Origin of the sequence: Massilia forsythiae (assembly GCF_012849555.1) — a bacterium.
Lineage (GTDB): Bacteria > Pseudomonadota > Gammaproteobacteria > Burkholderiales > Burkholderiaceae_D > Telluria > Telluria forsythiae.
Map to the genome: position 1 here is coordinate 4520841 of NZ_CP051685.1, position 24087 is coordinate 4544927.

24 protein-coding genes are annotated in these 24087 nt (G+C 67.1%); 10 read left to right on the forward strand and 14 right to left on the reverse strand.

Going from position 1 to position 24087, the window contains the following annotated elements:
• The first annotated feature begins 80 nt into the window (after positions 1 to 80).
• The 5 genes from HH212_RS19125 (at position 81) to HH212_RS19145 (ending at position 3108) form a co-directional block, all read left to right on the forward strand.
• Positions 81 to 320: a hypothetical protein gene (locus HH212_RS19125; protein ID WP_170203958.1), complete on the forward strand. Its 240-nt coding sequence runs from the start codon at positions 81 to 83 to the stop codon at positions 318 to 320.
• A 41-nt stretch (positions 321 to 361) separates the two neighbouring features.
• Positions 362 to 1611 (forward strand): IS3 family transposase gene (locus tag HH212_RS19130; protein ID WP_229217358.1). Its coding sequence is split into 2 segments (ribosomal slippage): positions 362 to 647 and positions 647 to 1611, totalling 1251 coding nucleotides; the frame shifts between segments, so codons are not numbered across the junction.
• A 75-nt stretch (positions 1612 to 1686) separates the two neighbouring features.
• Positions 1687 to 1872 carry a hypothetical protein gene (locus tag HH212_RS19135; RefSeq protein ID WP_170203959.1) on the forward strand — a complete coding sequence of 62 codons (186 nt, stop codon included), beginning with the start codon at positions 1687 to 1689 and terminating at the stop codon, positions 1870 to 1872.
• A 7-nt stretch (positions 1873 to 1879) separates the two neighbouring features.
• The gene (locus HH212_RS19140) at positions 1880 to 2476 is read left to right on the forward strand and encodes a hypothetical protein (RefSeq protein ID WP_170203960.1); all 597 of its coding nucleotides are present in this window, start codon (positions 1880 to 1882) and stop codon (positions 2474 to 2476) included.
• Between the two features lie 194 nt (positions 2477 to 2670).
• Complete coding sequence (locus HH212_RS19145) at positions 2671 to 3108, forward strand: hypothetical protein (RefSeq protein WP_170203961.1); 438 nt, start codon at positions 2671 to 2673, stop codon at positions 3106 to 3108.
• 145 nt (positions 3109 to 3253) lie between these two features.
• On the opposite strand, the gene zwf is transcribed toward HH212_RS19145, so the two are convergent.
• Both zwf and HH212_RS19155 read right to left on the reverse strand, forming a co-directional pair.
• Complete coding sequence (gene zwf / locus HH212_RS19150) at positions 3254 to 4729, reverse strand: glucose-6-phosphate dehydrogenase (RefSeq protein ID WP_170203962.1); 1476 nt, start codon at positions 4727 to 4729, stop codon at positions 3254 to 3256.
• Between the two features lie 108 nt (positions 4730 to 4837).
• Positions 4838 to 5815, reverse strand: coding sequence for a LysR family transcriptional regulator (locus HH212_RS19155; protein ID WP_308633216.1), 978 nt, complete (start codon positions 5813 to 5815; stop codon positions 4838 to 4840).
• Between the two features lie 241 nt (positions 5816 to 6056).
• Between HH212_RS19155 and HH212_RS19160 the strand changes: the two genes are divergently transcribed.
• The gene (locus tag HH212_RS19160; RefSeq protein WP_170203963.1) at positions 6057 to 6710 is read left to right on the forward strand and encodes an NAD(P)-dependent oxidoreductase; all 654 of its coding nucleotides are present in this window, start codon (positions 6057 to 6059) and stop codon (positions 6708 to 6710) included.
• 39 nt (positions 6711 to 6749) lie between these two features.
• Here HH212_RS19160 and HH212_RS19165 read toward each other — a convergent pair whose 3' ends face one another.
• A complete protein-coding gene (locus HH212_RS19165) occupies positions 6750 to 7664 on the reverse strand; it encodes a LysR family transcriptional regulator (RefSeq protein WP_170203964.1) in 915 nt (304 codons plus the stop codon).
• Between the two features lie 104 nt (positions 7665 to 7768).
• Here HH212_RS19165 and HH212_RS19170 point away from each other — a divergent pair, with 104 nt between their 5' ends.
• Positions 7769 to 8800 (forward strand): NADP-dependent oxidoreductase, encoded by a 1032-nt coding sequence (locus HH212_RS19170; protein WP_170203965.1) that lies wholly within the window; start codon positions 7769 to 7771, stop codon positions 8798 to 8800.
• A 115-nt stretch (positions 8801 to 8915) separates the two neighbouring features.
• The gene (locus HH212_RS19175; RefSeq protein ID WP_170203966.1) at positions 8916 to 11618 is read left to right on the forward strand and encodes a glycosyl hydrolase 115 family protein; all 2703 of its coding nucleotides are present in this window, start codon (positions 8916 to 8918) and stop codon (positions 11616 to 11618) included.
• A 304-nt stretch (positions 11619 to 11922) separates the two neighbouring features.
• On the opposite strand, the gene HH212_RS19180 is transcribed toward HH212_RS19175, so the two are convergent.
• The 5 genes from HH212_RS19180 to HH212_RS19200 form a co-directional block, all read right to left on the reverse strand.
• Positions 11923 to 13083, reverse strand: a complete 1161-nt coding sequence (locus HH212_RS19180) for an acetyltransferase domain-containing protein (RefSeq protein WP_170203967.1) — start codon at positions 13081 to 13083, stop codon at positions 11923 to 11925.
• A gap of 10 nt (positions 13084 to 13093) precedes the next feature.
• Positions 13094 to 15220 carry a TonB-dependent siderophore receptor gene (locus HH212_RS19185; RefSeq protein WP_170203968.1) on the reverse strand — a complete coding sequence of 709 codons (2127 nt, stop codon included), beginning with the start codon at positions 15218 to 15220 and terminating at the stop codon, positions 13094 to 13096.
• A gap of 215 nt (positions 15221 to 15435) precedes the next feature.
• A complete protein-coding gene (locus HH212_RS19190; protein WP_170203969.1) occupies positions 15436 to 15765 on the reverse strand; it encodes a hypothetical protein in 330 nt (109 codons plus the stop codon).
• An 87-nt stretch (positions 15766 to 15852) separates the two neighbouring features.
• Positions 15853 to 17274, reverse strand: coding sequence for a heavy metal sensor histidine kinase (locus tag HH212_RS19195; RefSeq protein WP_229217359.1), 1422 nt, complete (start codon positions 17272 to 17274; stop codon positions 15853 to 15855).
• Positions 17271 to 17942, reverse strand: coding sequence for a heavy metal response regulator transcription factor (locus HH212_RS19200; protein ID WP_170203970.1), 672 nt, complete (start codon positions 17940 to 17942; stop codon positions 17271 to 17273). Before HH212_RS19200 ends, HH212_RS19195 begins: the two co-directional genes overlap by 4 nt.
• A 164-nt stretch (positions 17943 to 18106) precedes the next feature.
• Between HH212_RS19200 and HH212_RS19205 the strand changes: the two genes are divergently transcribed.
• Positions 18107 to 18463, forward strand: coding sequence for a CzcE family metal-binding protein (locus HH212_RS19205; RefSeq protein WP_170203971.1), 357 nt, complete (start codon positions 18107 to 18109; stop codon positions 18461 to 18463).
• Between the two features lie 104 nt (positions 18464 to 18567).
• Here HH212_RS19205 and HH212_RS19210 read toward each other — a convergent pair whose 3' ends face one another.
• The 5 genes from HH212_RS19210 to HH212_RS19230 form a co-directional block, all read right to left on the reverse strand.
• Positions 18568 to 19203: a hypothetical protein gene (locus HH212_RS19210; RefSeq protein ID WP_170203972.1), complete on the reverse strand. Its 636-nt coding sequence runs from the start codon at positions 19201 to 19203 to the stop codon at positions 18568 to 18570.
• Between the two features lie 147 nt (positions 19204 to 19350).
• Positions 19351 to 19734, reverse strand: a complete 384-nt coding sequence (locus tag HH212_RS19215) for a hypothetical protein (protein ID WP_170203973.1) — start codon at positions 19732 to 19734, stop codon at positions 19351 to 19353.
• Positions 19735 to 19847: 113 nt separating this feature from the next.
• Positions 19848 to 20444: a hypothetical protein gene (locus HH212_RS19220; RefSeq protein WP_170203974.1), complete on the reverse strand. Its 597-nt coding sequence runs from the start codon at positions 20442 to 20444 to the stop codon at positions 19848 to 19850.
• Between the two features lie 487 nt (positions 20445 to 20931).
• Positions 20932 to 21348, reverse strand: coding sequence for a hypothetical protein (locus HH212_RS19225; protein ID WP_170203975.1), 417 nt, complete (start codon positions 21346 to 21348; stop codon positions 20932 to 20934).
• A gap of 221 nt (positions 21349 to 21569) precedes the next feature.
• Complete coding sequence (locus HH212_RS19230) at positions 21570 to 21962, reverse strand: hypothetical protein (protein ID WP_170203976.1); 393 nt, start codon at positions 21960 to 21962, stop codon at positions 21570 to 21572.
• Between the two features lie 531 nt (positions 21963 to 22493).
• Here HH212_RS19230 and HH212_RS19235 point away from each other — a divergent pair.
• Positions 22494 to 22664: a hypothetical protein gene (locus HH212_RS19235; protein WP_170203977.1), complete on the forward strand. Its 171-nt coding sequence runs from the start codon at positions 22494 to 22496 to the stop codon at positions 22662 to 22664.
• Positions 22665 to 22676: 12 nt separating this feature from the next.
• Here HH212_RS19235 and HH212_RS19240 read toward each other — a convergent pair whose 3' ends face one another.
• Positions 22677 to 24059: an MFS transporter gene (locus tag HH212_RS19240; RefSeq protein ID WP_170203978.1), complete on the reverse strand. Its 1383-nt coding sequence runs from the start codon at positions 24057 to 24059 to the stop codon at positions 22677 to 22679.
• Positions 24060 to 24087: the final 28 nt, after the last annotated feature.

Genomic DNA, 24087 nt, shown 5'->3' on the forward strand with positions numbered 1-24087 from the left:
TTGTCCGGACGGCCGCATGCGGTCGATACCATATGATGTCGAAGAAAGGATGAAAACGTCCAATGGCAATACGCAATCGCATGAACCACGTCGCGGCAGGTCTGCTCGATTCCTTTTACTCGCGCTGCAATGCACTGGACGGGTTCTGGGCGTTGGGCATGCTCTACCGGGAAGTGCAGGAAGCGCCATACCTCGTCACGCTCGATCTGCTGGCGCGAACCGCCACGCCGGCGGGACCCGGGGCGGATTCGATTGCAGCGCGTTATGCCGACTTCCTCGGCAAGGCCCTGTCGAAGAAGTATAGTGGACCCCGAATTTGAGACAGTGGTTTAAGCTGTCGTCCGCGAAAGGATGACAGCGAATGAGTGAAGGTAAAAAACGCAGGGTGCACAGTGCCGAGTTCAAGGGCAAGCTCGGGCTGGAAGCGGTGCGCGGGGTGAAGACGATCAACGAGATCGCGCAGGAGCACGACGTGCATCCGCAGTTGGTGACGCAGTGGAAGAAGGAGATTCTGGAGAACGCCGGCGCGCTGTTCGACGTCAAGCGCGGGCCGAAGCCGGTGGACGAAAGCAGTCCCGAGGACAAGCTGTACAGCGAGATCGGCAAGTTGAAGATGCAGGTGGATTGGCTCAAAAAAAAGCTTGGGGAATGAGTCCTGCCGAGCGGGCACGGTGGATTGCGCGGGAAGACGCGATGCCGCTGACCATGCAGTGCGAACTGGCCGGCGTGCCGCGTTCGACGGTGTATCGGCGGCTGGAAGCGGTAACACGCCAGGCATGCATGAACGAGGAAGACGACCGATTGCGCGCCCTGATCGACGAGGAATACACCGGCCGGCCGTTCTACGGTAGCCGGCGCATGGCGGTGTTCCTGCGAGGTCGAGGGCACCAGGTCAATCGCAAGCGCGTGCAGCGCTTGATGCGGGAAATGGGTCTGGCGGGCATGGCGCCGGGGCCGGCGACGAGCAAGCCGCATCCGCAGCACAAGGTCTATCCATACCTGTTGCGCGGGGTAGCAGTCACGCGACCGAACCAGGTGTGGAGTACGGATCTGACCTATATCCGCCTGGCGCGTGGCTTTGCCTACCTGGTGGCGATCATCGACTGGTACTCGCGCCGGGTACTGGCCTGGCGCATCAGCAACAGCATGGACGCGTCGTTCTGCGTGGACTGCCTGGAAGATGCGCTGCGCCACCACGGCAGGCCGGATGTATTCAACAGCGACCAGGGCGCGCAGTTCACCAGCGACGCCTTTACCGGCGTGCTCAAGCGCGAAGGTGTGGCGATCAGCATGGACGGACGCGGGCGGGCGCTGGACAACATCTTCGTCGAGCGCTTGTGGCGCAACGTGAAGTACGAAGACGTGTACCTGAAGGGTTATGCCAACATGCCCGAACTAACAGTCGGCCTGGCGCAGTACTTTGTGTTCTACAACGCCGAGCGACCGCATCAGGCGTTGAGATATGAGACGCCGGATCATGTCTACCGCGCCGGTGTCGGAGGCGGTGCGCTGATCGTCGACAGGTTCGGCGACGCGGGCCTAGAGCAAGAAAAAATCGGCAGTACGGGGCAGCGCCGGGCAGCTGCTGAAGTGGAAACGGACACAGCTTAAACTAGCCGGCTGAGTGTCTTGACTGATGGGTCCACTTTAAAGAACCTGCGGGCCGAGGATCTGACGCAAGCCAGGGTGACGATCCAGTTCAAGGCCGATGTTCCCGGAGGGCGCTTTCAGCCGCACTGGATCGGCGATCCATTCATCTGCACGGTGATGCTGCGCCGGTCGAATGTCGAGTCGATCTACACGGCATTCGGCAAATGCCTGCCCAACGATCCATCGTTGTTCAGGCGAGGCGGAGGCAAATATTTCACGTGATACGACAATGGGACAAGTTGGCAAAAGCGTCGATGCGCACGGTAAGCCAGTGGCTGCAAGCAAATACATGCCATCCCGAAACCAATTGCTGGTAACGTGGTTTCTATTGGGCATGTTGCCCGCGCAGGCAATTCCGCCGCCGCCGCCGTCACCGCGTCTGCTGCGTAAAGCGATGATGACGGTCGAGGTTCGATTAATCGAAGCGAGTCATGGTCGAGTCAGCAAAATAAGCGAGCTTTGCAAGGTCCGCGGGAAGATCCCCGTCTATGCCGACGAAGGTAATGCCGCGGGCGCCAATGGATGGGACATTCCGGGCTGTCGCATGCCGAGGGATGGAGAGGATCTCAATGTCCATGTATCAGGGGCAAAGGCTATTTCGAAGGACTTTACTGCTTACGCGACTGCGTCCGTTGCCGTGGTGACGCCAGATGCCGTGCCGCTCTGTTCGATATGCGGGCCGCAGCCGCTGGCCGTTTCGAGCGCGGAAATCCGGGTGAGCGGTAGCCACAGGTCAATGAAGTTCAGCTTGAACGCGAACCCCGTGTCCATCTTGAACGCCAGGCCGACCGTATGGCTCGAAGCGCACGTGGAGATCATCGACTAAGTTGGTGGTCGTGCATTGTCGGCGGCTCATCCTTCAAATTCGCTGTCATCGGTTGTTTCGCACAGCGGGGCATGCCTTGATGACAGCGATGCGGATCGCCGGTCCAATCGCTGTGCAACGGAAGATGGCCGGTAACGGTAGTTCGATTTTTTTAATTTCTGCTGCAAATGCCGGAATACATGTCAAAAAACAGAATGACTTCTTTACTCAAGTTCTTCTGCAAGAAAGCGAAGATTGAAGGATCTCGGACCCTGCAAGAGGTACGAGCCAGTGAACATTCGGGTGCACGCAAGCTGATTTATGCAGATGGAGCGGTTGGTGTACGGCACATCGACACTGGCGAGACGTATTGGATCCCATGGTGCCTGTTTCAAAACGTTCAAGTACTGATGAAGGAGCCGTACACCCCGGGGCACTATGTGTACGACGTCATGGCGGAATTTCATGCCGTGGACATCGGCTGGGAAGACGACGGCGTCGAAGGCTTTCTGGAAGCCATGAAGGCAAACTTGGAAAACTTCGACATTGCATTAGCCAAGAAAGCGATCGAGGGACTTGGTCGAGACAGGCCATCTACGACAATTTACGTGTCTCCGAGCTATCCTGACGATATAACGGCGCGCAGGGCATGAAGCGCTCGCCATCCTCGCGCTACGTTGAATCATGCCAACCGGCCCTTGTCGGGCATGGTGACATCCATTATCGACGATTGAGGCACACCGGCTGCGCCCGCACGTCGCAGGCGCAGCGTACTTCCCATCACGGTATGCCGCGGGATCACTCGACCCAGCTGAACCCATCCCGCGCCAGCAGCGCGAACGATTCCGCCGGCCCCCACGAGCCGGCCGCGTAGCCGTGCGGCTTCTCGTCCAGCGTCTTCCAGCCCTCGATGATCGGATCGGCCCAGGCCCACGCCGCTTCCAGTTCGTCGCGGCGCATGAAGTGGGTCAGGCGGCCGCGCACCACGTCGATCAGGAGGCGCTCGTAGGCTTCCGCGCGGCGCTGCTGGAAGGCCGACTGCAGGTCGAGGTTCAGCGCCACCTGCTGCATCTCCATGCCGCTGCCGGGCTGCTTGGCCATGATCTGCAGCTTGATCGCTTCTTCCGGCTGCAGCTCGATCACCAAGCGGTTGGCCACGCCTTCCTGGCTGCCCGGGAACAGCGGGAACGGCGGATTCGCGAACTCGATCACGATCTTCGACGACTGGCGCGTCATGCGCTTGCCGGTGCGCAGGTAGAACGGCACCTTGGACCAGCGCCAGGTGTCGACGTAGGCGCGCAGCGCGACGAAGGTCTCGGTCTTGCTGCCGGCCGGGACGTTCTTCTCTTCGAGGTAGCCCGGCACTTCCTGGTTGCCGCTGGCGCCGTGCTTGTACTGGCCTCGCACGGTGTCGCGCGCGATGTCGGCCAGGCCCATGCGGCGCAGCGAATGCAGCACCTTCAGCTTCTCGTCGCGCACCGCGTCCGGCGCCAGCGAGGTGGGCGGCTCCATGGCGACGATGCACAGCAGCTGCAGCAGGTGGTTCTGCACCATGTCGCGCATGGCGCCGGTGCCGTCGTAGAAGCCGGCGCGGCTGCCGACGCCGACTTCCTCGGCCACCGTGATCTGCACGCTGGAGATGTTCGGCGCGCGCCACAGCGGTTCCAGGATCGAGTTCCCGAAGCGCAGCACCATCAGGTTCTGCACGGTTTCCTTGCCCAGGTAATGGTCGATGCGGTAGATCTGCGATTCGGCGAAGTGGGCGCCGACCGCCTCGTTGATCTCCACCGCCGAGGCCAGGTCCTGGCCGAGCGGCTTTTCCAGCACCACGCGCGCGCGCGCGTCGACCAGGCCGGCGGCGGCCAGCTTTTCGCAGATGGTGGTGAACAGCGAAGGCGCGGTCGACAGGTAGAACACGCGCTGGGCCCCGTCGCGCGAGGCCTGCGCCAGCGCGTCGAAGGCGGGGGCGGCCTGGACGTCGAGCTTGACGTACTCGAGCAGCTGCAGGAAGCCGTCCCAGGTCTTGGCGTTGAAGTTGGCCTCGGCGATGAAGCCGCGCGAATTGGTCTCGACGTGGTCCAGGTAGGCCTGGCGGTCGTAGTCCTGGCGGCCGGTGGAGAGGATGCGCGTCGCGCTCGGCAGGTTGCCGTGCAGGTAGGCCATGTACAGCGCCGGCAGCAGCTTGCGCATCGCCAAGTCGCCGACGCCGCCGAAGATGATCATGTCGAGGGGGAGGTCGCTGTCTTGCGGGGTCGGCTGGGTCGGTTGGGTCATGTCGTTCCGTTCATGATGATTGGTGGGGAAAGCGCGGCCGTCGTGCCGCTCCATCGCCCCATAGCGTAGCAGATGCGCGGCGCCGGTGCGAACCACGGCCGCAGCGGCTCAAGCGGCGGCGCCGGGCAGGGTCGCGAAATAGCGTTTCAGGTGGTCGAGCGCGGCGCGCACCTTGGCCGCTTCGCCGTCGCGCCGCGCCGTCAGTGCCGCCACCGGCAGCGCCGCCAGGCGCCACGCCGGCAGCACCCGCACCAGCGCGCCGCGCTGCAGGGCCGGGGCGGCGTCGGCTTCGGCCAGGTGGGCGATGCCCAGGCCGTGCTCGCACATCTGCTGCAGCGCGACCTGGCTGTTGCTGGCGATGCGCGCCTGCAGCGCCACGCCGTGTACGGCGCCGTCGGGCGCGGTCAGGTCGAGCGCCATCGTTACCGCGCGCGACGACGCGGCCGGCGCCGCCACGGCATCCGGCGCGGCCGCCGGGCCGGTGCGCGCGCCCGCCTGCGGCGCGCGTCCCAGCGCCAGCCACTGGTGCGCCGGCAGTTCTTCCGGGGCCAGCGGCGTGCCGTGGCGCGCCAGGTAGTCCGGCGCCGCGCACAGCACGGTGCGCAGCTCGCACAGGCGGCGTGCGGTCCAGCCGGAATCGGCCAGGCGCCCGGCGCGCACCGCGATGTCGATGCGCGCCTCGATCAGGTCGATCATGGCGTCGTCGACCAGCAGCCGCAGGCGCAGCAGCGGCGCGTCGGCCAGCAGCGGCGCCAGCGCCGGCGCGATGTGGCCGGCGAAGCCGACCGGGGCGGCCACCCGCAGTTCGCCGCTGGGGGCGTCGCGCGCCAGCTGTAGCGAATCGGCCGCGGCCTGGCCGGCATCGAGCAGGCGCCGGCAGTGCGGGTAGTAGCGCTCGCCGGCCTCGGTCAGCGCCAGCTTGCGCGTCGAGCGGTGCAGCAGCGTGACGCCGCCGCGCGACTCCAGCGCGCGGATGGCCTGGCTGACCGCCGAGGGCGTCATCTGCAGGCGGCGCGCGGCGGCGCTCATCGAGCCGGCGTCGACGGTTTCGGCGAATACCGCCATCGCTTTCAGGTCGTCCAACATCCTGGATATTGCCTTTCCATCGTTAAGCTGCGCTTCAAGCTGTTGGCGATGCCAACCGGCTTATCGCATGCGTCCATCATAGCTAACATGCATGGCTCATCCATAAGAGCCGCGAACACGAGCCGCATGGCGGCGTTGCATTCGTCTCGCCGTACTGGCGTGCTGTCTTCGACAATGCGTCGGTGGGCCGCGCCCCTTGCCCTGCGGCTCGTGTTAGCGGCTCCAACCATAAGGAATCACCATGAACATCGCCCTCATCGGCGCCACCGGTTTCGTCGGCGCCGCCGTCCTGGCCGAGCTGCTCGGCCGCGGCCACCGGGTCACCGCCATCGTGCGCAACGTCGGCAAGCTGGCGCCCGCGCCGGGGCTGACGGCGCTGGCCTGCGACGTCTACGACAGCGAGCGCGTCGCCGCCGCCGTGCGCGGCCACGACGCGGTCATCTCGGCCTTCAACCCCGGCTGGGACGAGCCGGACCTGTACGCCCTGTTCCTGCGCGGCAGCGCCGCCATCGAGCGCGGCGTCGAGGCGGCCGGCGTGCGCCGCCTGCTGGTGGTCGGCGGCGCCGGCAGCCTGTTCGTGGCGCCGGGCGTGCAACTGGTCGACACGCCGCAGTTCACCGACCACGTGCCGGCCAAGGTGGTGCCGGGCGCGCGCGCCGCGCGCGATGCCCTCACGGCGCTGCGCGCCAACACTGCGCTCGACTGGGCCTTCCTCAGCCCGCCGGCGATGCTGGCGCCGGGCGCGCGCAGCGGCCGCTACCGCACGGGCGGCGACGACCTGCTGATGGATGGCACGCGGCCGGCCGGCATCTCGGTGGCCGACCTGGCGCTGGCGGCGGTCGACGAGATCGAGCAGCCGCGCCACGTGCGTGCGCGCTTCACGGTCGCGGCCTGAATGGGCGCGATCGGGGCGTAGCGCGGACGGCTATCGCGCTCAGGCCCGTGCGTCCTCCAGCGGCGGCCATGGCGCGCCGTCGGCCACGTGCCCGATCCAGCCCGGCGCGTGCGCGCGGTCAACCACCAGCGCCACGCTCTGGCGGCAGAAATACGGGCAGCCGCCGATCGGGAGGATGTCCAGGCCCAGGTCGCGGATCAGGCGGTCCGGCAGGTAGGCCAGCGCCTGCCCGGTGCGCACCAGCTTGCACAGCAGCGCCAGGTCGTCGCTGCGGTAGCGGATCGTGCGCGGGAAACGCTCGTCGTGCCAGCCGTCGCTCGACACGCCCGTTTCCAGCTGCGCGAAGGGCGGCGTCAGCAAGGCCGCGAAGTCGTGCGCGACAACGTCCTCGATCGCGGCGCCGCCGGGAAAGCGCGCCGCATGCAGGGGATGGGCGGCGCCGATGGCGACGCGGAACTCGGTGTCGCCCAATGCGCGGCTGGCCAGGCGCGCGTCCAGCCCTTCCAGCACGCCGCCGGTGACCAGCGCCACGTCCGCGTCGCCGTTGACCAGCGCGCGCAGCGCCTGCGCCTCGCTCATCTGCTCGATGCCGACCGTGGCTTTCGGATAGGACTGCGCCACCCGCGTCGCCAGCGTTTCCGCCCAGTGCACGTGCAGCAGCGCGGGCGCCGCGATGCGGCAGGCGAAGGCGTGCTTTTCGCCGGCGAAGTCGAACTGCACCTGGCGGGCCTGGGCCAGTAGGGCCGCGGCGCGCGGGCGCAGGCGCTCGCCATTCAGGTTCAGCCGCAACGCGCGGCCGTCGCGGTCGAACAGCGTCACCTGCAACTGCTCTTCCAGGCGCTTGAGCGATTTCGACAGCGCGCCGGGCGTCAGGTGCAGCTGTGCTGAGGCCGCCGCCAGGCTGCCGTGGGTGGCGATGGCGAGGAAATGGCGCAGGGTTTCGAGGTCGGGCATGAGGGCGATGCGTGAATGGCGGGAAACGATTATGTCATTTTTATCGCTTTTCGGGAAAGATCGGGCGGCCGATAATTTTTCGCACATCGACCACAGGAGCGAACATGACCGCCACCACCTACACCAACCGCCAATGGATCTACGCCAGGCAGCCCACGGGCCGCGTCGGCGCCGACCATTACACCTTGCGCGAGACGCCGATCGACGACCGTCTGGCCGAGGGCGAAGTCCTGCTGGGGGCGCGCTACCTCAGCGTCGACCCCTACATGCGCGTGCAGCAGCACACCCGCCGCACCTACGACGCGCCGCACCCGCTCGGCATCGTCCAGCAGGGCGGCGCGGTGTCGCAGGTGCTGGCTTCCAGCAGCGCGGCGCTGCGGCCCGGCGACTGGGTGCTCGGCTACAACGGCTGGCAGACCCACGACAAATGCCACGCGTCCCAGCTGCACAAGCTCGATCCGGCGGCGGCGCCGGTGACCAGCGCGCTCGGCGTGCTCGGCATGCCGGGCCGCACCGCCTGGTTCGGGCTGATGGAAGCCGGCCGGCCCCGTCCCGGCGACACGCTGGTGGTGTCGGGCGCGGCCGGCGCGGTCGGATCGCTGGTGGCGCAGTTCGGCAAGCGCGCCGGCTGCCGCGTGATCGGCATCGCCGGCGGCCCGGCCAAGTGCGCCTGGCTGACCGGACGGCTGGGCCTGGACGGCGCGGTCGACTACAAGGCATTCGCGAGTACCGAGGCGCTGGCGGCCGAGGTGGCGCGCCAGAGCGGTGGCGTCGACATCTATTTCGACAACGTCGGCGGCGCCGTCAGCGATGCCGTCATCCCGCTGATCAAGCTGCGCGCGCGCATCGTCGTGTGCGGCACCATCAGCCAGTACGAAGGCGGCATCGATGCGCCCGAACTGGCGCCGCGCGTGCTGCAGCACCTGCTGTTCCAGCGCGCCACCGCGCAGGGCATCCTGGCGCGCGACTTCGTGCACCGCATGGACGAACTGCGTACGGTGGTCGCGCCCTGGGTGCGTTCCGGCGAGGTGTTCCTCGACGAGACCGTGGTGGAAGGTTTCGAGCGCCTGCCGCACGCCTTGAACATGCTGTTCGAGGGCGCCAATACCGGTAAATTGCTGGTGAAGGTGGCGTAGGCCCGCGCCGCTGCATCCCGGCGGCGCGCCCGAACGCTCACCCGCTTGAGTTTTATGCGCGCGCCGTCCGGCCGGCGCCGGCCGCGGCTACCATGCTGGAAATAGGGGAGGAAGGATGCCGCGCCGATTGCTGTTCCCTGGTCCGCTGCTCGCGGGTTGGCTGTTCCTGGTGTTGCTGGCTGCATCGCTGCTCGCCGGCGCCGCGGCGCGGGCCGCCGCCGCATCGCCCGCCGCCGCGCTGCCCGCCGGCTACGCCACGTCTTGGATACGCGCCACCGGCGCCGCCGCCGACTTCCCGCTGGCGACCGGCGCCGGCGCGGCCGCGCTGCTGTCCGACCCGGCCGATGCCGCCGTGGTCGGGCACGCGCTGCGCGACCTGGCCGCCGACGTCGAGCGGGTGAGCGGACGCCGCCCGGACCTGCGCGCGTGGCATGTGGCGCCGGCGTCCGGCGTAGCGACGCCCGGTCCCGTGGTGCTGGTCGGCACGCTGGGCAAGAGCGCGCTGGCCGATGCGCTCGCGGCCGGCGGCAAGATCGACCTGTCCGGCCTGCGCGGCACATGGGAAAGCTTCGTCATTGCCACCGTGGAGCGGCCGCTGCCCGGCGTCGAGCGCGCGCTGGCGATCGTCGGCAGCGACCCGCGCGGCACCGCCTTCGGCGTCTACGAGCTGGCGCAGGCGATCGGCGTCTCGCCCTGGCACTGGTGGGCCGACGTGGCGCCGCCGCGGCGCGACGCGCTGTACGTGGCCGCCGGCCTGCGCCGCTTCGGCCCGCCGTCGGTCAAGTACCGCGGCGTGTTCCTCAACGACGAGGATTGGGGCCTGCAGCCGTGGGCCGCGCGCACCTTCGAGCCGGAGCACGGCGGCATCGGCCCCAGGACCCATGCGCGCCTGTTCGAGCTGCTGCTGCGCCTGAAGGCGAACACGCTGTGGCCGGCCATGCACCCCGGCACCCCGGCCTTCAACGCCGACCCGGAAAACGCGCGCCTGGCCGATGAATGGGGCATCGTCATGGGCTCCTCGCACGCCGAGCCGATGTTGCGCAACAACGTGGGCGAGTGGACCGCGCCGGCCGCCGCCTACGACTACCAGGCCAACCGGGACGGCGTGCGTGCCTATTGGGAACAGCGCGTCGCCGCCAACGGCCGCTACGAGAATCTATACACGGTCGGCATGCGCGGCATCCACGATTCGGCCATGCAGGGACCGAAGGACACGGCGCAGCGGGCGGCGCTGCTCGAGCGCATCTTCGACGACCAGCGCGCGCTGCTGGCGAAACACGTCGACCCGCAGGTGGCGCGGGTGCCGCAACTGTTCGTGCCGTACAAGGAAGTGCTGGCCCAGTACCGCCAGGGCTTGCGGGTGCCGGACGACGTCACCGTCATGTGGACCGACGATAACTTCGGCTACGTGCGCAACTTCACCGCGCCGGCCGAGCGCGGGCGCGCCGGCGGCTTCGGCGTCTACTATCATCTGTCCTACCTGGGCGCGCCGCTGTCCTACCTGTGGCTGGCGACGACGCCGCCGGCGCTGGTGTGGGAAGAACTACGCCGCTCATACGATGCCGGCGCCGACCGCGTCTGGATCGTCAACGTCGGCGACCTCAAGCCGGCCGAGATCGGCACCGAATTCTTCCTGCAGCTGGCCTGGGACATCGACCGCTGGCGCGCCGACAACCTGGGCGACTACCTGCGCCATTGGGCCGCGCGCGAGTTCGGCGCGGCGCAGGCGGACGCCATCGCGGCCATCATGGCGGACTGGTACCGCCTGAATTTCCGGCGCCGGCCGGAGCACCTGCAATGGTGGCTGCCGAAGCAAACGCCGCGCGCCGCCGCCTGGGATGCGGGCGAGGCCGACGCGCGCCTGCTGGCCTTCGCGCGCCTGCGCGAGCGGGTCGAGGCGCTGCAGCCGGCGATCCCCGCCGCCAACCGCGATGCCTGGTTCGAGCTGGTGGCCTACCCGGTGCAGGCGGCGGCGCTGGCCAACCAGCGCTTCATCGAGGGCGAGCGCTTCATGCGTGGCGAGCGCGATAGCCAGGCCGCGGCGCTGGCCGCCGACCTGCGCCTGCAGCGCCTGACGGCGTATTGGGACGGCGACCTGGCCGGCGGCAAGTGGCGCCACTTCATGCGCGAGGAGCCGGCCGACGGGCAGTGGCCGTCGTTCCGCTTGCGGCCGTGGCGCCTGCCGGCGTATGCGGATACGCCTCCGGCCGCGCCGGCAGCGGCGCAATCGGCAGCAGCGCGACCGGCACCAGCGCAATTGGCAGCGCCGATGTCGATCGAGGCCGAGCGTTTCGATCAGCGGCGCGCGGCGGGCGCCGCCGCCTGGCAGGCGGTGACGGGCCTGGGGACGAGCGGCGAGGGCGGCGTGACGCTGGTAGCCGCGCCGCCGCGCTATCCTGCATCGGCAACCGGCACCGCCTTCGCGCCCGGCGCCGCCGCCGCATCGGGCGCGCCGGCGGATGTCGCCACGCCGCAGCAGGTCGCCCGCGATGCCGCGCGCCTCGACTACCGTGTCACCCTGGCGCGCGCCGGCAAGGTGACGCTGCGGGTCCAGCTGCTGCCGACCCATCCGAGCACGGGCGCGCTGCGTTTCGCGCTGGCGCTGGACGATGGCACGCCGAGGGTGGTGGAACTACCGAACCGGGATGGCGACGCCGTGTGGGCCCAGGGCGTGCTCGACAACAGGCGCCTGGTGCCGGTGGACCTCGGCGTGACGAGTGCCGGCGCCCACACGCTGCGCCTGTACGGTATCGATGCGGGCGTGGTAGTGGACCGGATGCTGGTGGATGTGGTGGAAGACGGCACGGTGAGCCAATGATGCATGCATTCGATTGTTCCGTCGTCCCCGCGAAGGCGGGGACCCATACTGAGCAAGAGAATTTGGTACTCAGAAGCAATCATAAAATTTCCAAAGATGGCAACTTTTGGCGCTCAGCATGGGTCCCCGCCTTCGCGGGGACGACGGTTTTTAGGTCAGCAATATTATCTTCGACAGCAGTGCGCCTGCGCGGGGAGTCGTTTCAGGCAGTGCCTGGAAGTCGTTTCCGGCAGTGCTGGGAACGACGGTCTTGAGCGCGGCGATAGTATGCTGGACAGCACCGCGCATACGTACGAACGACGCCTCAGAAATATTTCACCCACCCCTTGCCGCTGCTGCGCTTGTAGTGCCCGAACCAGCGCGTCGGCCAGTACAGCGCCAGCGGCAGCAGGGCCGCGATCGTCCACACCTGCCAGATGTGGGCGACGTCGGCGCGCGCCACGCCGGCGGCGCCGGCCGCCAGCTTTTGCAGTGCCAAGAGCGCGTACAGGTGCAGCAGGTAGTAGAACAGCGGCGCGCCGCCGAACGCGGCCAGCACGCGCGCCGGCGCGGCGTCGATCCGTTCCAGCCAGGCCAGCAGCGGCAGGCCGCAGCCCAGCGTCAGCAGCAGGAAGTCGAGGGAGGGCGGGTACTTGGTGAAGTTCAGGAAGCCCATCGCCGTATGCAGCGCATCGGCCTGCGCGGTCCACGGCGCGGCTTCGCCGTACAGGTTGAAGCCGCGCAGCACCAGCAGCAGCGCCAGGCAGGCGGCGCCGATGGCGAGCAGCCGGCGCCGCCGCAGCGCCGGCGCGGTGGACGCCGCATACAGCGGGCCGGCGGCGTAGCCGAGCAGGATCACGCCGATCCAGGCCAGCACCGGGTAGCTGACCTTGATGCGCAGCGCGCCGTCCAGCAGGAAGCCGCGCTGCTCCAGCACGGTCCAGGCGAGTTGCGCCGGGCTGCCGGGCGCGAACGACAGTCCGGACAGCGCGTTGTGGCCGCCGACGATGACGGCGCCCAGCAGCGCCAGCAGCGGCAGCGGCAGCCGGTGCAGCAGGGCCAGCGCCAGCATCGCCAGGCCGATCGCCCAGATCACCTGCAGGTAGACCACGGACGGCAGCAAGGTGCCGGTCCAGGCGAAGTTGACCGCCACGATCTCCAGCGCAATCAGCAGCAGGCCGCGCTTGACCAGGAAGCCGGTGGCGTCGCGCGGCCCGGCGGCCGGGTGCGCGTACAGCCAGGCCGACAGCCCGGTCAGGAACACGAACATCGGCGCGCAGAAGTGCGCGGCCAGGCGCGAGAAGAACAGCGCCGGGCCGGTGGCGGCGAGGTCCATCGGATCGCTCACCTGGTGCTGCAGGAAGAAGGTCTCGCGCACGTGGTCGAGCGTCATCAGGAGCATCACCAGGCCGCGCGCGACGTCGATCGAGGCGATGCGCTTGCCGGCGACGCCCGCATGCACGGCGAGCTTGTCCAGTCGTTCCATGATGGTTCCTTCAGTAACGGTACGACAGCGTCGCGTTGGCCGTGCGCGTGCTGCCCGGCGCCACCCACAGCTGGCTGTACGAGCTGGCGTAGTAGCGGCGGTCGAACAGGTTGTCGACGTTGAGCGCCAGGCGCCAGCGCGGCGCCGGCGTCCACGCCGCCAGCAGGCGCGCGGTGGTGTAGCCCGGCAGGCGGAAGTCGCTGGAGGCGGCCACGTCGCCGAAGCGCTCGCCGACGTAGCTCACGCCGGCGCCGAGCGAGGCGCGCGCGTCGCCGGCCACCAGCAGCAGGTTGGCGCTGTTCCTCGGCACGTTGGGGAAGCGGCTGCCGCTGCGGATGGTGTTGTCGCCGCGCGTGACCCTGGCATCGGTATAGGCGTATGCGCCGGACAGGCGCAGGCCGCGCCGCAGTTCGCCGGCCACGTCCAGCTCCACACCACGGCTGGCGACTGCGCCGGCCGGCAGTGCGTAGTCGGTATTCAGCGGATTGGTCGTCAGCACGTTGTCCTTCTCGATGCGGTACAGCGCCAGCGTGGCCGACAGGCCGTCCGGCACGTCCAGCTTGGCGCCGACCTCGTGGGTGCGGCTGCGCTCGGCCGGGAAGGCATTGTTGTCGATGCCGATGCCGCTGTTGGGGCGGAAGCCGCGCGCGCTGCTGGCGTACAGCGCGGTGCTCGCGGTGGGCTGCCACACCAGGCCGGCGCGCGGGCTGGTGGCGTCCAGCGACTGGCGATTGGTGGCGCCGGTACGGTGGTTGACCACGGCCTGGTCGTAGCGGTCCAGGCGCGCGCCCAGCAGCGCCTTCCAGCCGCGGCCCAGGTCGAGCTGGTCCTGCGCGTACACGGCGCGCGCGTGCTGGTGCTCGACGGTGTCGATGGACAGCGCCAGCGGCGCCGCCACGGTGCCGTACACCGGCGCGAAGATGTCGATCGCGTACGGGTTGGCGGCGGAGGGATTGCGGCGCAGCTGCACGCGGGTGTCGTCGAAGCGGTAGCCGTCCACGCCGAACAGCAGCGCGTGGCGTACGCCCCACGCCGTGGCGCTGCCGACCAGTTCCAGGCGCGCCGAGCGGTCGGTGGCGGAAAAGTCGCGGTGGCGGCGCTGGCGCCGCAGCGTGCGGCCGTCGGCCAGCAGGTCGTTGGCTTCGGTGGAATAGCCTTCCAGCGAACTGTCGCGGTAGGACGCGCCGCCCTGCAGCGACCAGCCCTCGGCCAGTACGTGCTGGACGAACAGCTGCTGGCCGACCGATTGCACCGTCATCGGGCCGTCGCCCGGCTCGCCCAGGAAGCGCGTGACCGGCAGCGCACCCAGGCGGCCCTTGATCGCCGGGACGCCGCGGTCGAATGGCGTGCGCTGGCGCGTGGCCTCGATCTCGTAGGACACCGTGGTGTCGGGCCCCGCCAGCCACAGCAGCGACGGCGCCAGGTAGGAACGCTCGGTGTGGACGGTGTCGCGGAAACTGTCGCCGTCCTGGTGCGCCAGGTTGACGCGCCAGGCCAGTGTTTCGCTGACCGGCCCGGTGAGGTCGGCGGCGACGCGGCGCGTGTCGTGGCTGCCGTAGGACAGGTCGAGGCCGTACTGCGGCGCGAAGCGCGGCTTCTTGGTGAGGATGTTGACGGTGCCGCCCGGTTCGCCGCGCCCGTACAGCGCCGCCGCCGGTCCCTTGAGGACTTCGATGGCCTGGGTGCCGGCGACGTCGCGCCGGCCGTTGTAGCCGCGGCTGGCGCTGAAGCCGTTGACCAGGTAGTCGGCGCCGAAGTTCGGGTCGCCGGTAAAGCCGCGCATGGCGTAGCTGTCCCACAGGCCGCCGAGGTCGCTCTGGCGGGCGATGCCGCTGGCCAGGTCGAGCGCGTCGGACAGGCTGGTGACGCCGGCGTCGCGCAGCAGGTCGGCGCCGAGGGTGCGGGTGCTCTGCGGCAGGTCGAGCGGCAGCGCGTCGGTCTTGGTGGCGCCGGCCACGGCCAGCGTGCGGTAGGCGCTGCGCTGGCCGGTGACGACGACGCTGTCGGCGGCCGGGCCGGCAATGTCGGCTACAGCGGCGGCTGCAACGGCGTCGTCGGCGGCATTGGCGACCAGGGGCCAGGCGAAGGGCAGGGTGCCGGCGGCCAGCGCCAGGCACCGTAGAGAGGTGTGCTTCATGTTCGTTCCTGCAATGGCCGGCAAGGCGCGCCATGGCGCCGCCGGCGCATGGATGCGCGGACGGCTGCCAGGGCGTGCGCCGGCAGGTAAATGCGAACGGCCGCGTGCATTGCACGAGCGGGTGCGATGCCCGGATGCGAAGCGCGCTCGCACTGCTTCGCTCCCGCTGCATGTGCGTGTGCGGCCGCTGTGCGCCCCGGAGGGCGCGCGACGTGTCAGTACCGGTGCGGGAGGCGGGGCGGGGCCTGCGATGGCGGACGCAGGTGATCGGGCGCGGCAGGCGCCGCGTGGGCGGCGCGCGCGGCGCCCAGCACGTGCAGCAGTGTGAACGCCGACGGCAACACCGCCAGCACCGCATCCGGCGGCGCCGCGTGCGGCTGGGCGTGCAGCGTGCAGGACACGCAATGCTGTGTCTTGGCACCCGGCTCGTGATGGTGCTGGGTGCCGGCGAGCAGCTGGAACAGGAATACCAGCCCGGCCAGCCACAGCACCAGCCGGCCGCGCGCGGCGGCAGGTCGGAAGTGGCATGGCGGGGCGGCGGTCATGGCGGCGTGATGCGGTTCGGTCCGGAAAAACGCGATTCTACTGGAAGTGCTGTATTTATTGAAGGCGGCCGCGCGCCGACGCATGCATTATGCCGCTCCCGCATGGCGCGGAAAGCGCAAGCTGAACACCGTCCCGGTCTCCGGGCGAACCTCGGCATGGGCGCTGCCGCCATGCAGGTGCATGATCACGCGCACGATCGGCAGGCCCAGGCCGACCGAGCTGGTGCTGGCGCGCGCGGGATCGGCCTGGTAGTAGCGGTCGAACACGCGCTCCAGGTCGAAGGAGGGCACGCCGTCGCCGCGATTCGCCACCGCGATCGTGATCCAGGGGCCTTCGGTGCGCGCGTCCAGCCGCACCTGGCCGCCCGGCGGCGTGTAGCGGATCGCGTTCGACATCAGGTTGTTGACGGCGCGGCGCAGCAGCACCGGATCGGCGAACAGGGGGTGTTCCGGCATCGGGCCGAGCGTCATCTGCACGCCGCGGTCCTCGGCCAGCAGCTCGAAATAGTCGCCGATCTGCGCCAGTTCGCGGCCCAGGTCGAGATGCTCGCGCGCCAGCGCCAGCTGGGCGTTCTCGGCGCGCGCCAGGAACAGCGTGTTCTCGATCATGCGCGCCAGCCGCTCGTACTCTTCCTGGTTGGATTCGAGCAGCAGCTGGTAGTCCTCGACCGTGCGCTCCTGGCCCAGCGCCACCTGGGTCTGCATCATCAGGGCGTTGACCGGCGTGCGCAGGTCGTGCGCCAGGTCGGCGGCGAAGCCCGACAGGCGCTGCACGCCTTCTTCCAGGCGGTCGAGCATGTCGTTGAAGGCGGTCGCCATCTCGCGCAGCTCGGCCGGCATGGCGGCCGGGTCGAGCCGCGTCGCCAGGTGGTGGGTGTGGATGTCGTTGGCCTTGGCGGCCATGCCGCGCAGCGGGCGCATGCCGCTGCGCACGGCCCAGAAACCCAGCACCGCGGCGAGCAGCGTGCCGGCGCCGACCGTGGCGAGCAGGTCGGCGCGGTAGTGTTCCAGGATCGCCAGGCGGTCCGAGCGCGCGCGCAGCAGCAGCACCCGCACCTGGGTGCGCGCGCCGCGTCCGCCGTAGTCGGCCAGCATGGCGAGCACGTGCGCCGGCGCCGGCCCGCCGTCCACTTCCACGATGTCGTCCAACGCGGGCGCGCGCGCCAGCGGTACCGGCGCGTGCGCCGGCAGGCGCATCTCGTCCTCCACGGTCGACGCCAGCACCTGGCCGTCCGGCAGGGACACATGCAGCATCACGCCTTCCTGGCCGATCATCGGCGCCAGCACCGCTTCCAGCTGTTCCTGCGGCATGCGCCCGCCGGCCGGCAGCGTGCGCAGCAGCTGGCGCACCAGCACGCCCTTGTTGAGCAGGTCGGCATCGTCGCGCTGTGCCATCTGGACCTCGAGGGTGCGGTACAGGTAGGCGTCGACTACCCCGAATACCCCGGCGGCGATGGCGGCGAACAGCAGGCACAGGCGCAGCGAAATCGACAGCGGCGTGCGCGTCACGCGCGTTCTTCCAGCAGGTAGCCCATGCCGCGCACCGTGTGGATCAGCTTGGACGGATGCGGGTCGTCGACCTTGGCGCGCAGGCGCTTGACGGCGACGTCGACGACGTTGGTGTCCGAATCGAAGTTCATGTCCCACACCTGCGAGGCGATCAGGGAACGCGACAGCACCTCGCCCTGGCGCCGCACCAGCAGCTTGAGCAGGGCGAATTCCCGCGGCGTCAGGTCGAGCCGCGTGCCGGCGCGCGAGACGCGGCTGCGCAGCAGGTCGACCTCGAGGTCGCTCACCCGGATGACGTCCGGCTCGCGCGTCGGCGCCCGGCGCAGCAGGGTGCGGATGCGCGCCAGCAGTTCGGCGAAGGCGAACGGCTTGACCAGGTAATCGTCGGCGCCCAGTTCCAGGCCGCGCACGCGGTCGGCGATCTCGTCGCGCGCGGTCAGGAACAGCACCGGCGTGTCCTTCCGTTGGCGCAGCTCGCCCAGCACGGCCCAGCCATCCATCTTCGGCAGCATCACGTCCAGCACCACGAGGTCGTAGTCGTGTTCCAGCGCCAGGTACAGGCCGTCCGGGCCGGTGCGCGCCAGGTCGGCGTTGAAACCGGATTCGCGCAGGCCCCGGTTCAGGTAGTCGCCGGTCTTGGGGTCGTCTTCAACAATCAGTATTCGCATCTGTTCTCCATTGCCGCGATTGGCCGCCATTGTGCCGTACCCGGCCCCGCTTGCGGATGACGAATCCGACCGGGATCTGTCATGCAATTGTCATAATCGGGTCATGCTCGTGTCAGCGCCGGGATTCTAGACTACAGCCATACCAACCGAGAAGGAGAAACACCATGAAGCGCTCGACCCGTACCCTGATCCTCCCGCTGATCGTCGGCGCCCTGTTCGCCACCGGCGCCGCCAGCGCCTCGAATGTCGCCCCGGCCAAGCACAAGCACGCCGACTACGGCACCCACGTCAAGCATGCCAAGCATGCGCACCGCACCGTCGTGGTCCATGAGCGCACCCGCCACGTGAACGTGACCAACGGCGAGACCGTGCAGTTCAACGTCAACGGCCAGCAGTTCGCCTTTGCCTTCGACAACTGGCCGAACAAGGACGTGGTCGACCTGTCGGTGATCGCACCGGAAGGCGTGACGACCCCGAACGTGCGCGTCTACATCGCGCCGAATCCGGCGACCCAGGGTTGATCGGTCGGGCGCCGCTGCAAGGATCTTGCGGTGGTGACCGTCCTGTTGGCCGATGCAGCAGGCCCGTCGCGGGCCTGCTGCCTTTTGTCTTTCGCGGCGCCCGGTCAGGGCGTGCGTGCAGCTTCGAAAAGACGCTTGTCGACCCGGTGGCCGACCTTGACGACCATGGGTTCGGTCAGGATCGCGCCCTGCAGTTTCTCGACGATCGTGACCCGTCCCGCCACCACGATCGGCCTGCGCCCCTGGCACAGGGTGCCGGGCTGCAGGTCCACGGCACATTGTTCGGTCAGCAGATTGTCCGTGTCCGGTCCGAGCTTCATGCACTTGACGGCGAACCCCTTTACCACCTTGCGCTCGGTGTAGGCGTCGTCACGGCCCTGTTCCCGAGGCGGCGCTTCGTCCGGGGGATTCGTGTAGGCGGTGCCATCCTCGCCGGCGCCGCTGCGGTAGACGCTCCCGTCGCGCGTCACCTCCAGCGCCCAGGCCTTGCGTTCGCCCGATTCGCAGGTCGGTGTTTCTCCTTCCGACGCTACCTTGTAGGTGAAGTATTCGTTCTTCACATAGGTGGCGGCGCCGTCGCCGACATACGTATCGCGCTGGATGACATATCCCGGCGATGGCGGCACGAGCGGTGCAGGCGGCGGCAGGGATTTGCTCTTGCGGATGCCGGCGCACAGGTCATAGGATTCCCGGTAGAGCTTGTGATAGTCGTCGATGGATTCCGGTCGCTGGACCGTCACGATTTCATACGACGTCCCCCTGGCCGGCGCCGGTGCAACCGCTCGCGTGTTCCGCACGTGCGCTTCGGCAGCCGCATCGTGCCTGGAGCAGGCGCTCACGGTGGCGCAGACGACGGGAATCAAAAGCCGCGCTGCTCGCATGGATTTTTACTTGCCGTGATCGGCGACCAGAGGCAGCCCGAACTGTTTGCGGCAGCTATTGCGCATCGCCAGTTCTTCGGCATGCGATTCCTGCAACGTTTTCCTGGACGTCTTGCCCGGATTGGCCTGCATGTCCAACGCCGCCTTTTGCGCCCGCGCGCCGAATTTGGCCATGAAGCAGTCGCAATACGCCGGCAGTTTGGCATTGCCTTTCAAATCCGATTCGCCGTGTGGCTTGGGAAAATTCGCCGACTGCAGGCACATGTTCGCGCCAGTCATGTCCTGGATCGTCGGTGACGCTGTTTGCGCTTGGGCGAACGGCAGGGCGGCGCTGATGAGAACAGCCGCGCTGCACGTGGAAGCAAGGATTTTTTTGAGCATCGTGTTCATTTCATTTCCTTTCCTTTCTTTTCATTACAGCTGACGTTGCAAAAACTTCGGCATTACACCATGCTTTGACGATTTGAAACCTCGCGTGCGGCCGATCTGGCAGGCGAGAACTCTCAGTCGGTATGGCGGTGGGCGCTGCTGCGGACATCGCAACTCGGTTCATTGCTGGCTTTGTACGAACCCTGGTCCTTGAAGTACAGCTGATAGTACTTTCCCTCCAGTCGTACATAGTGAAAGTCGCAGTGCGCTTCGAAGGTGACGCCTTTGTCTTCGAAAGACGCAAGCTGGGCGCGCCATGATTCAAAGGGTGGCTGGATAAGGTCCGAGCGCAGTTCCTGCACAAATGCCTTGTCCGGATCGACTTCAATATTTCCCATCGTTTCGCCTGCCAGCATGCCGATCACGTGCAGTTCATTGGCCGCATGGCGCAACAGATAGTCGTGGATCGCGCTATCCACGCCCTGCCTGGTGAGAGGGTTTGCCAAGTCAAGTTCATGCGTCTCGTCACCGATTTTTACCCGGGTCAGCTTGGCCTTTATCGGCAAGCCGTATGGCCGTTCCGCTTCGCGGTATTCAAAGCCATACTTCCTGAAAGCGGCATCCATCTCTTGTGGTGTTGAAGCGCTTGCAGCACCGGCCACGGCGAGCAAGGCGAGGGCAGCCGCGGCTGACATTAGAAAGCTGAGCAGTTTTTTGAGAGTCAAAGGCATCGTTTCCTTGTGTCGGGACTGACCGGTTGTAGGCGTCACCTGCGTGTTTTCCTATCTATTTGCGATCGCCTCCGACGCTAAGCGGACGCTAGATCACCGTCATCCAGCGAGATTTGTCGAGCGCGGCAATGAATGCGTCGATACAGTCTGGCGTTAGATCGAAAACCGCCCGATAGCCGCCCTTTTGATGGACCTCCAAAGAGAGCAGGTTAACCACGCCCGGAGCCATTTATAGAAAACGCCGGAGCGCGGTAGAACTGTGGTCATCATCTCCATGTTGACGCATGAATCGTTGAGACTGACGCATGGACGCAACTCCCTGGCTGGTAGGTCATTTGAAGTGTCCGCTTTAGGCCGATCTACTCTCTCTGGCCAAGCATAGCAGGTTGCCAACTTGGAAAAGTCACGCATAGTCACGAAGGACGGGAATCGACCCGAAGCGGACGTTGTAGGAGGCGCTTATAGCTGGTTTTTCTGTCGAATCAGATCAGGTCTTGTTCCGCTGATATTTCACGAAATGCATGGCTAACCGCGCCGAGTTTGGATTGCCTCGCTCTGATAGCGCCAAATCTTCCAATAGCGACAGCAGCGACTGATCCCCTACGTGTTTAATGCCCCTGTTGAGCAGACGGTTGATCATCGTTAGGTTAAATTCACCAGGGCTGCGCCGCACTGACTCAACCAATGGAGATTCGTAGCCGCCCGCGCGCTCTAGTAAATGGACAATTCCCCAGAACGACTCGAATCCGTCGTCATTAGGGAAGCGCTCGAATACGTCGAGGAGTTGGCGCACGTCATTCGAACTCAAAATATTGGCGTCAAGGACACCAATTGCATCGACTAGTTCCTTGAGTTGTCTTTCGTCCTCCGGGTTGTCGAACCAACGTAGATCCAACTCTGCCATATTAAATCCTCAATGAAGGTTTGAAGCCGCTTTGTAAGCTAAATGGCTACGTTGAATGTCCGCTTCTGGCCGATCTCGGCCGTTCGACACAGCATAGCAAGTTGCACGGCCAGAGAGTTCACTGACTGTCACGACCGGCAGCAACCGACCTAAAGCGGATCTCCGCAGGCAGGCTTGCCCTGACGATGCCAGAAGCTAAGTGGCAAGTGCCTGACGAGGTGTTATGTAGGGCCGCACTTCCCAGCTTGTTGCCGCAGTTGGATCCAAATGAAATGAACTGCAGCGGTGACGATTGGAACAGCGATAACGCTGCCGAATATCGTCCCTAAATTAAACGCGCACCACACCCACCAAGAGCCAAAGAAAGCTGCCGTCCAGAACAGAAGCCCTAAATGGTACTTAACACCGCTTACCGTCTGTACCGCCAGACTAAAGTACTGCCATAACGCTAGAACAATTCCTATAGCTAAAACGATTCCTCGAGACCCTTCAGCAGGCGCATATTCAAGCATCGAGAAACCGGTGTAAGAAAAGATCAGCGCACCAACGGAGCCCGCTAGGAAACTTGGCAGACCGCACAAAACCGCTTCGATTTCTAGATAGGTGGACTTCATGGTCTAATTTGATTGAACATTGCTTGACATTCGCGGTTATGGGCACCTCGAAAAACCGTCGCGAGTGGCAGCAGTTTAGGCTGAGAAGCGCAGTCGTACAGGCGTACGACCGGTCCGCCGGTGCGAAGCATCGCAAGCTTAAATGCAACGCGCAGCAGGTTTTTCGAGGTGCCCTTATAGCCACCGGGATGGCTGTTGTGGAGTGCCCTATACCTGTCAGACGCTCGAATTTGTGAATGCCGGCTTCTGGCCTAAAGCAATTTTTTATATAGTTAACAGGGTGAACCACGTCGAAAACAGTGAATAGGGCGCCTGTCAGGTTTCGATCTCGTCGATTTGGTCCAGCATAACATGTTGTGTAATTGGAAAGGCAGGTTCACCGAAAATGGATGTGCAGCGTTCCCGGCCCAAAGGCGCCCTACGGTTTGCCCTGTGGACCGCGGCACTGGACCTCGCCCTCATGTGCGCAACGCTCGGCTTATCCTGGACATTGCACGCGCTGCTTCCATGCCGCACGTGCGGGCAATCGACTTGTCATGCACCGTACTCGGCGTCGACTGGGCCGGGCTGATGTACGGCGTCGGCATGGCGGCCTGGGTGTGGATTGCGGCCCAGTTGCTGTTCGTCCCGCTGATCCTGCTGGCGCTGCTCATCGCCGCCAGCGAATGGACCCGGGCCAGGACCAAGGCGCGCTCGTCCTGAGCGTCGCGCGGTTCACCCATCCACGGCCGGCGCGCGCATCAACCGCACCATGCACCCCACGCACAGCAGCGAAAACAGCGCGCCGCTGACCAGCGTCAGCCGGTACGCGTGCCCCGACCAGTCCAGCAGCGGCCCCTGGCAGGCGCTGACCAGGATGCCGCCGAGCGTCACCACCACGTCCTTGCCGGCGTTGTAGCGTACGAACTCGGCGCGCGGGAACAGTTCCATCGGCAGCGACGACGCCGCCGTGAAGTAGGCGCCGGACAGGAGCACGTGGGCCAGGTAGAACGGCCGGAAGGCGGCGGCGTCGTCGACCAGCAGCCAGCCGCATAGCGCCGTCGCGCAGTACAGGCCCATCAGCGCGCTCGACAGGCGCAGCGCGCCGATGCGGTCGGTCAGCCAGCCGATGCCGAAGGCGGCGGCGATCGACACCGCGTAGGCCAGCGCCGTCAGCGCGCCCAGCTCCGCCTTCGGGATGCCGAGCGACAGCGCGTAGCTGATGGAAAAGGTGTTGAAGGGACTGAACGTGACCGCCGCCAGCATGAACGCGGCCACCGCCCACAGGTGGCGGCGCTGGCCGAAGCGTACGCTCGCTGCCGCCCGCGCGATGGCACTGCGGGCGGGCGCCGCCGCGACCGCATCGGCATCCGGGGCCGGCTGCGACGGCGCTTCCCTCACCATCGCGCACATCAGCGGCGTGGCCAGGCCGAAGATCAGCGCGATCGCCACCAGGATGGCGAATTGGCGAGTATCGGTTAGCGCCAGCAGCCACGAATTGAAGGCGATCGCCACGCCCAGTCCGACCACGCGGAAGGCCGCGTAGAAGCGGCCGATGCAGCGGCGCGGCATGACGTCGTTGACCAGGCCGGTGAACAGGGCGATGGTGGCGACCGCGGCGCAGTCGAACACGGTCCAGAACGCGCAGAACCAGCCGAGCTGCAGCGGGCGCAGGCCGGGCGACCAGTTGCCCAGCGCGGCATGGCTGGCGCCGGCCAGCGCCGGCGCTGCCGCCACGCCCAGCATCGCCAATGCGCCGATGGGGGCAGTGAGCATCAGGAACGGGCGGCGCCGGCCCCAGCGGCCGCGATGGCGGTCCGAGCGCATACCCAGCCAGGGGACCAGGAACAGGCTGAGCACCGCCGGCAGCGTGGACAGGATCAGCGAGACGCCGGTGTCGGACGCGCCCAGGCGGTTCAGCGCCACCAGCGCCGTCGACAACGCCCAGCGGTCGCGCATGGCGATGCCGAGTTCGCCCACCAGCAGCCAGCCGGCCAGCGCCAGCAAGCCCCAGCCGCCGTGGCGCAGGGTGCCGGCACGCAGTGACGCCGACGAGGGCGCAACCACGGGCGCAGACAACGATGCCTGCAACTGCGCCGGCTGCGCGCCGTCCGTCATGCTATCCGCACCGTCCGCCGCGCAGTCC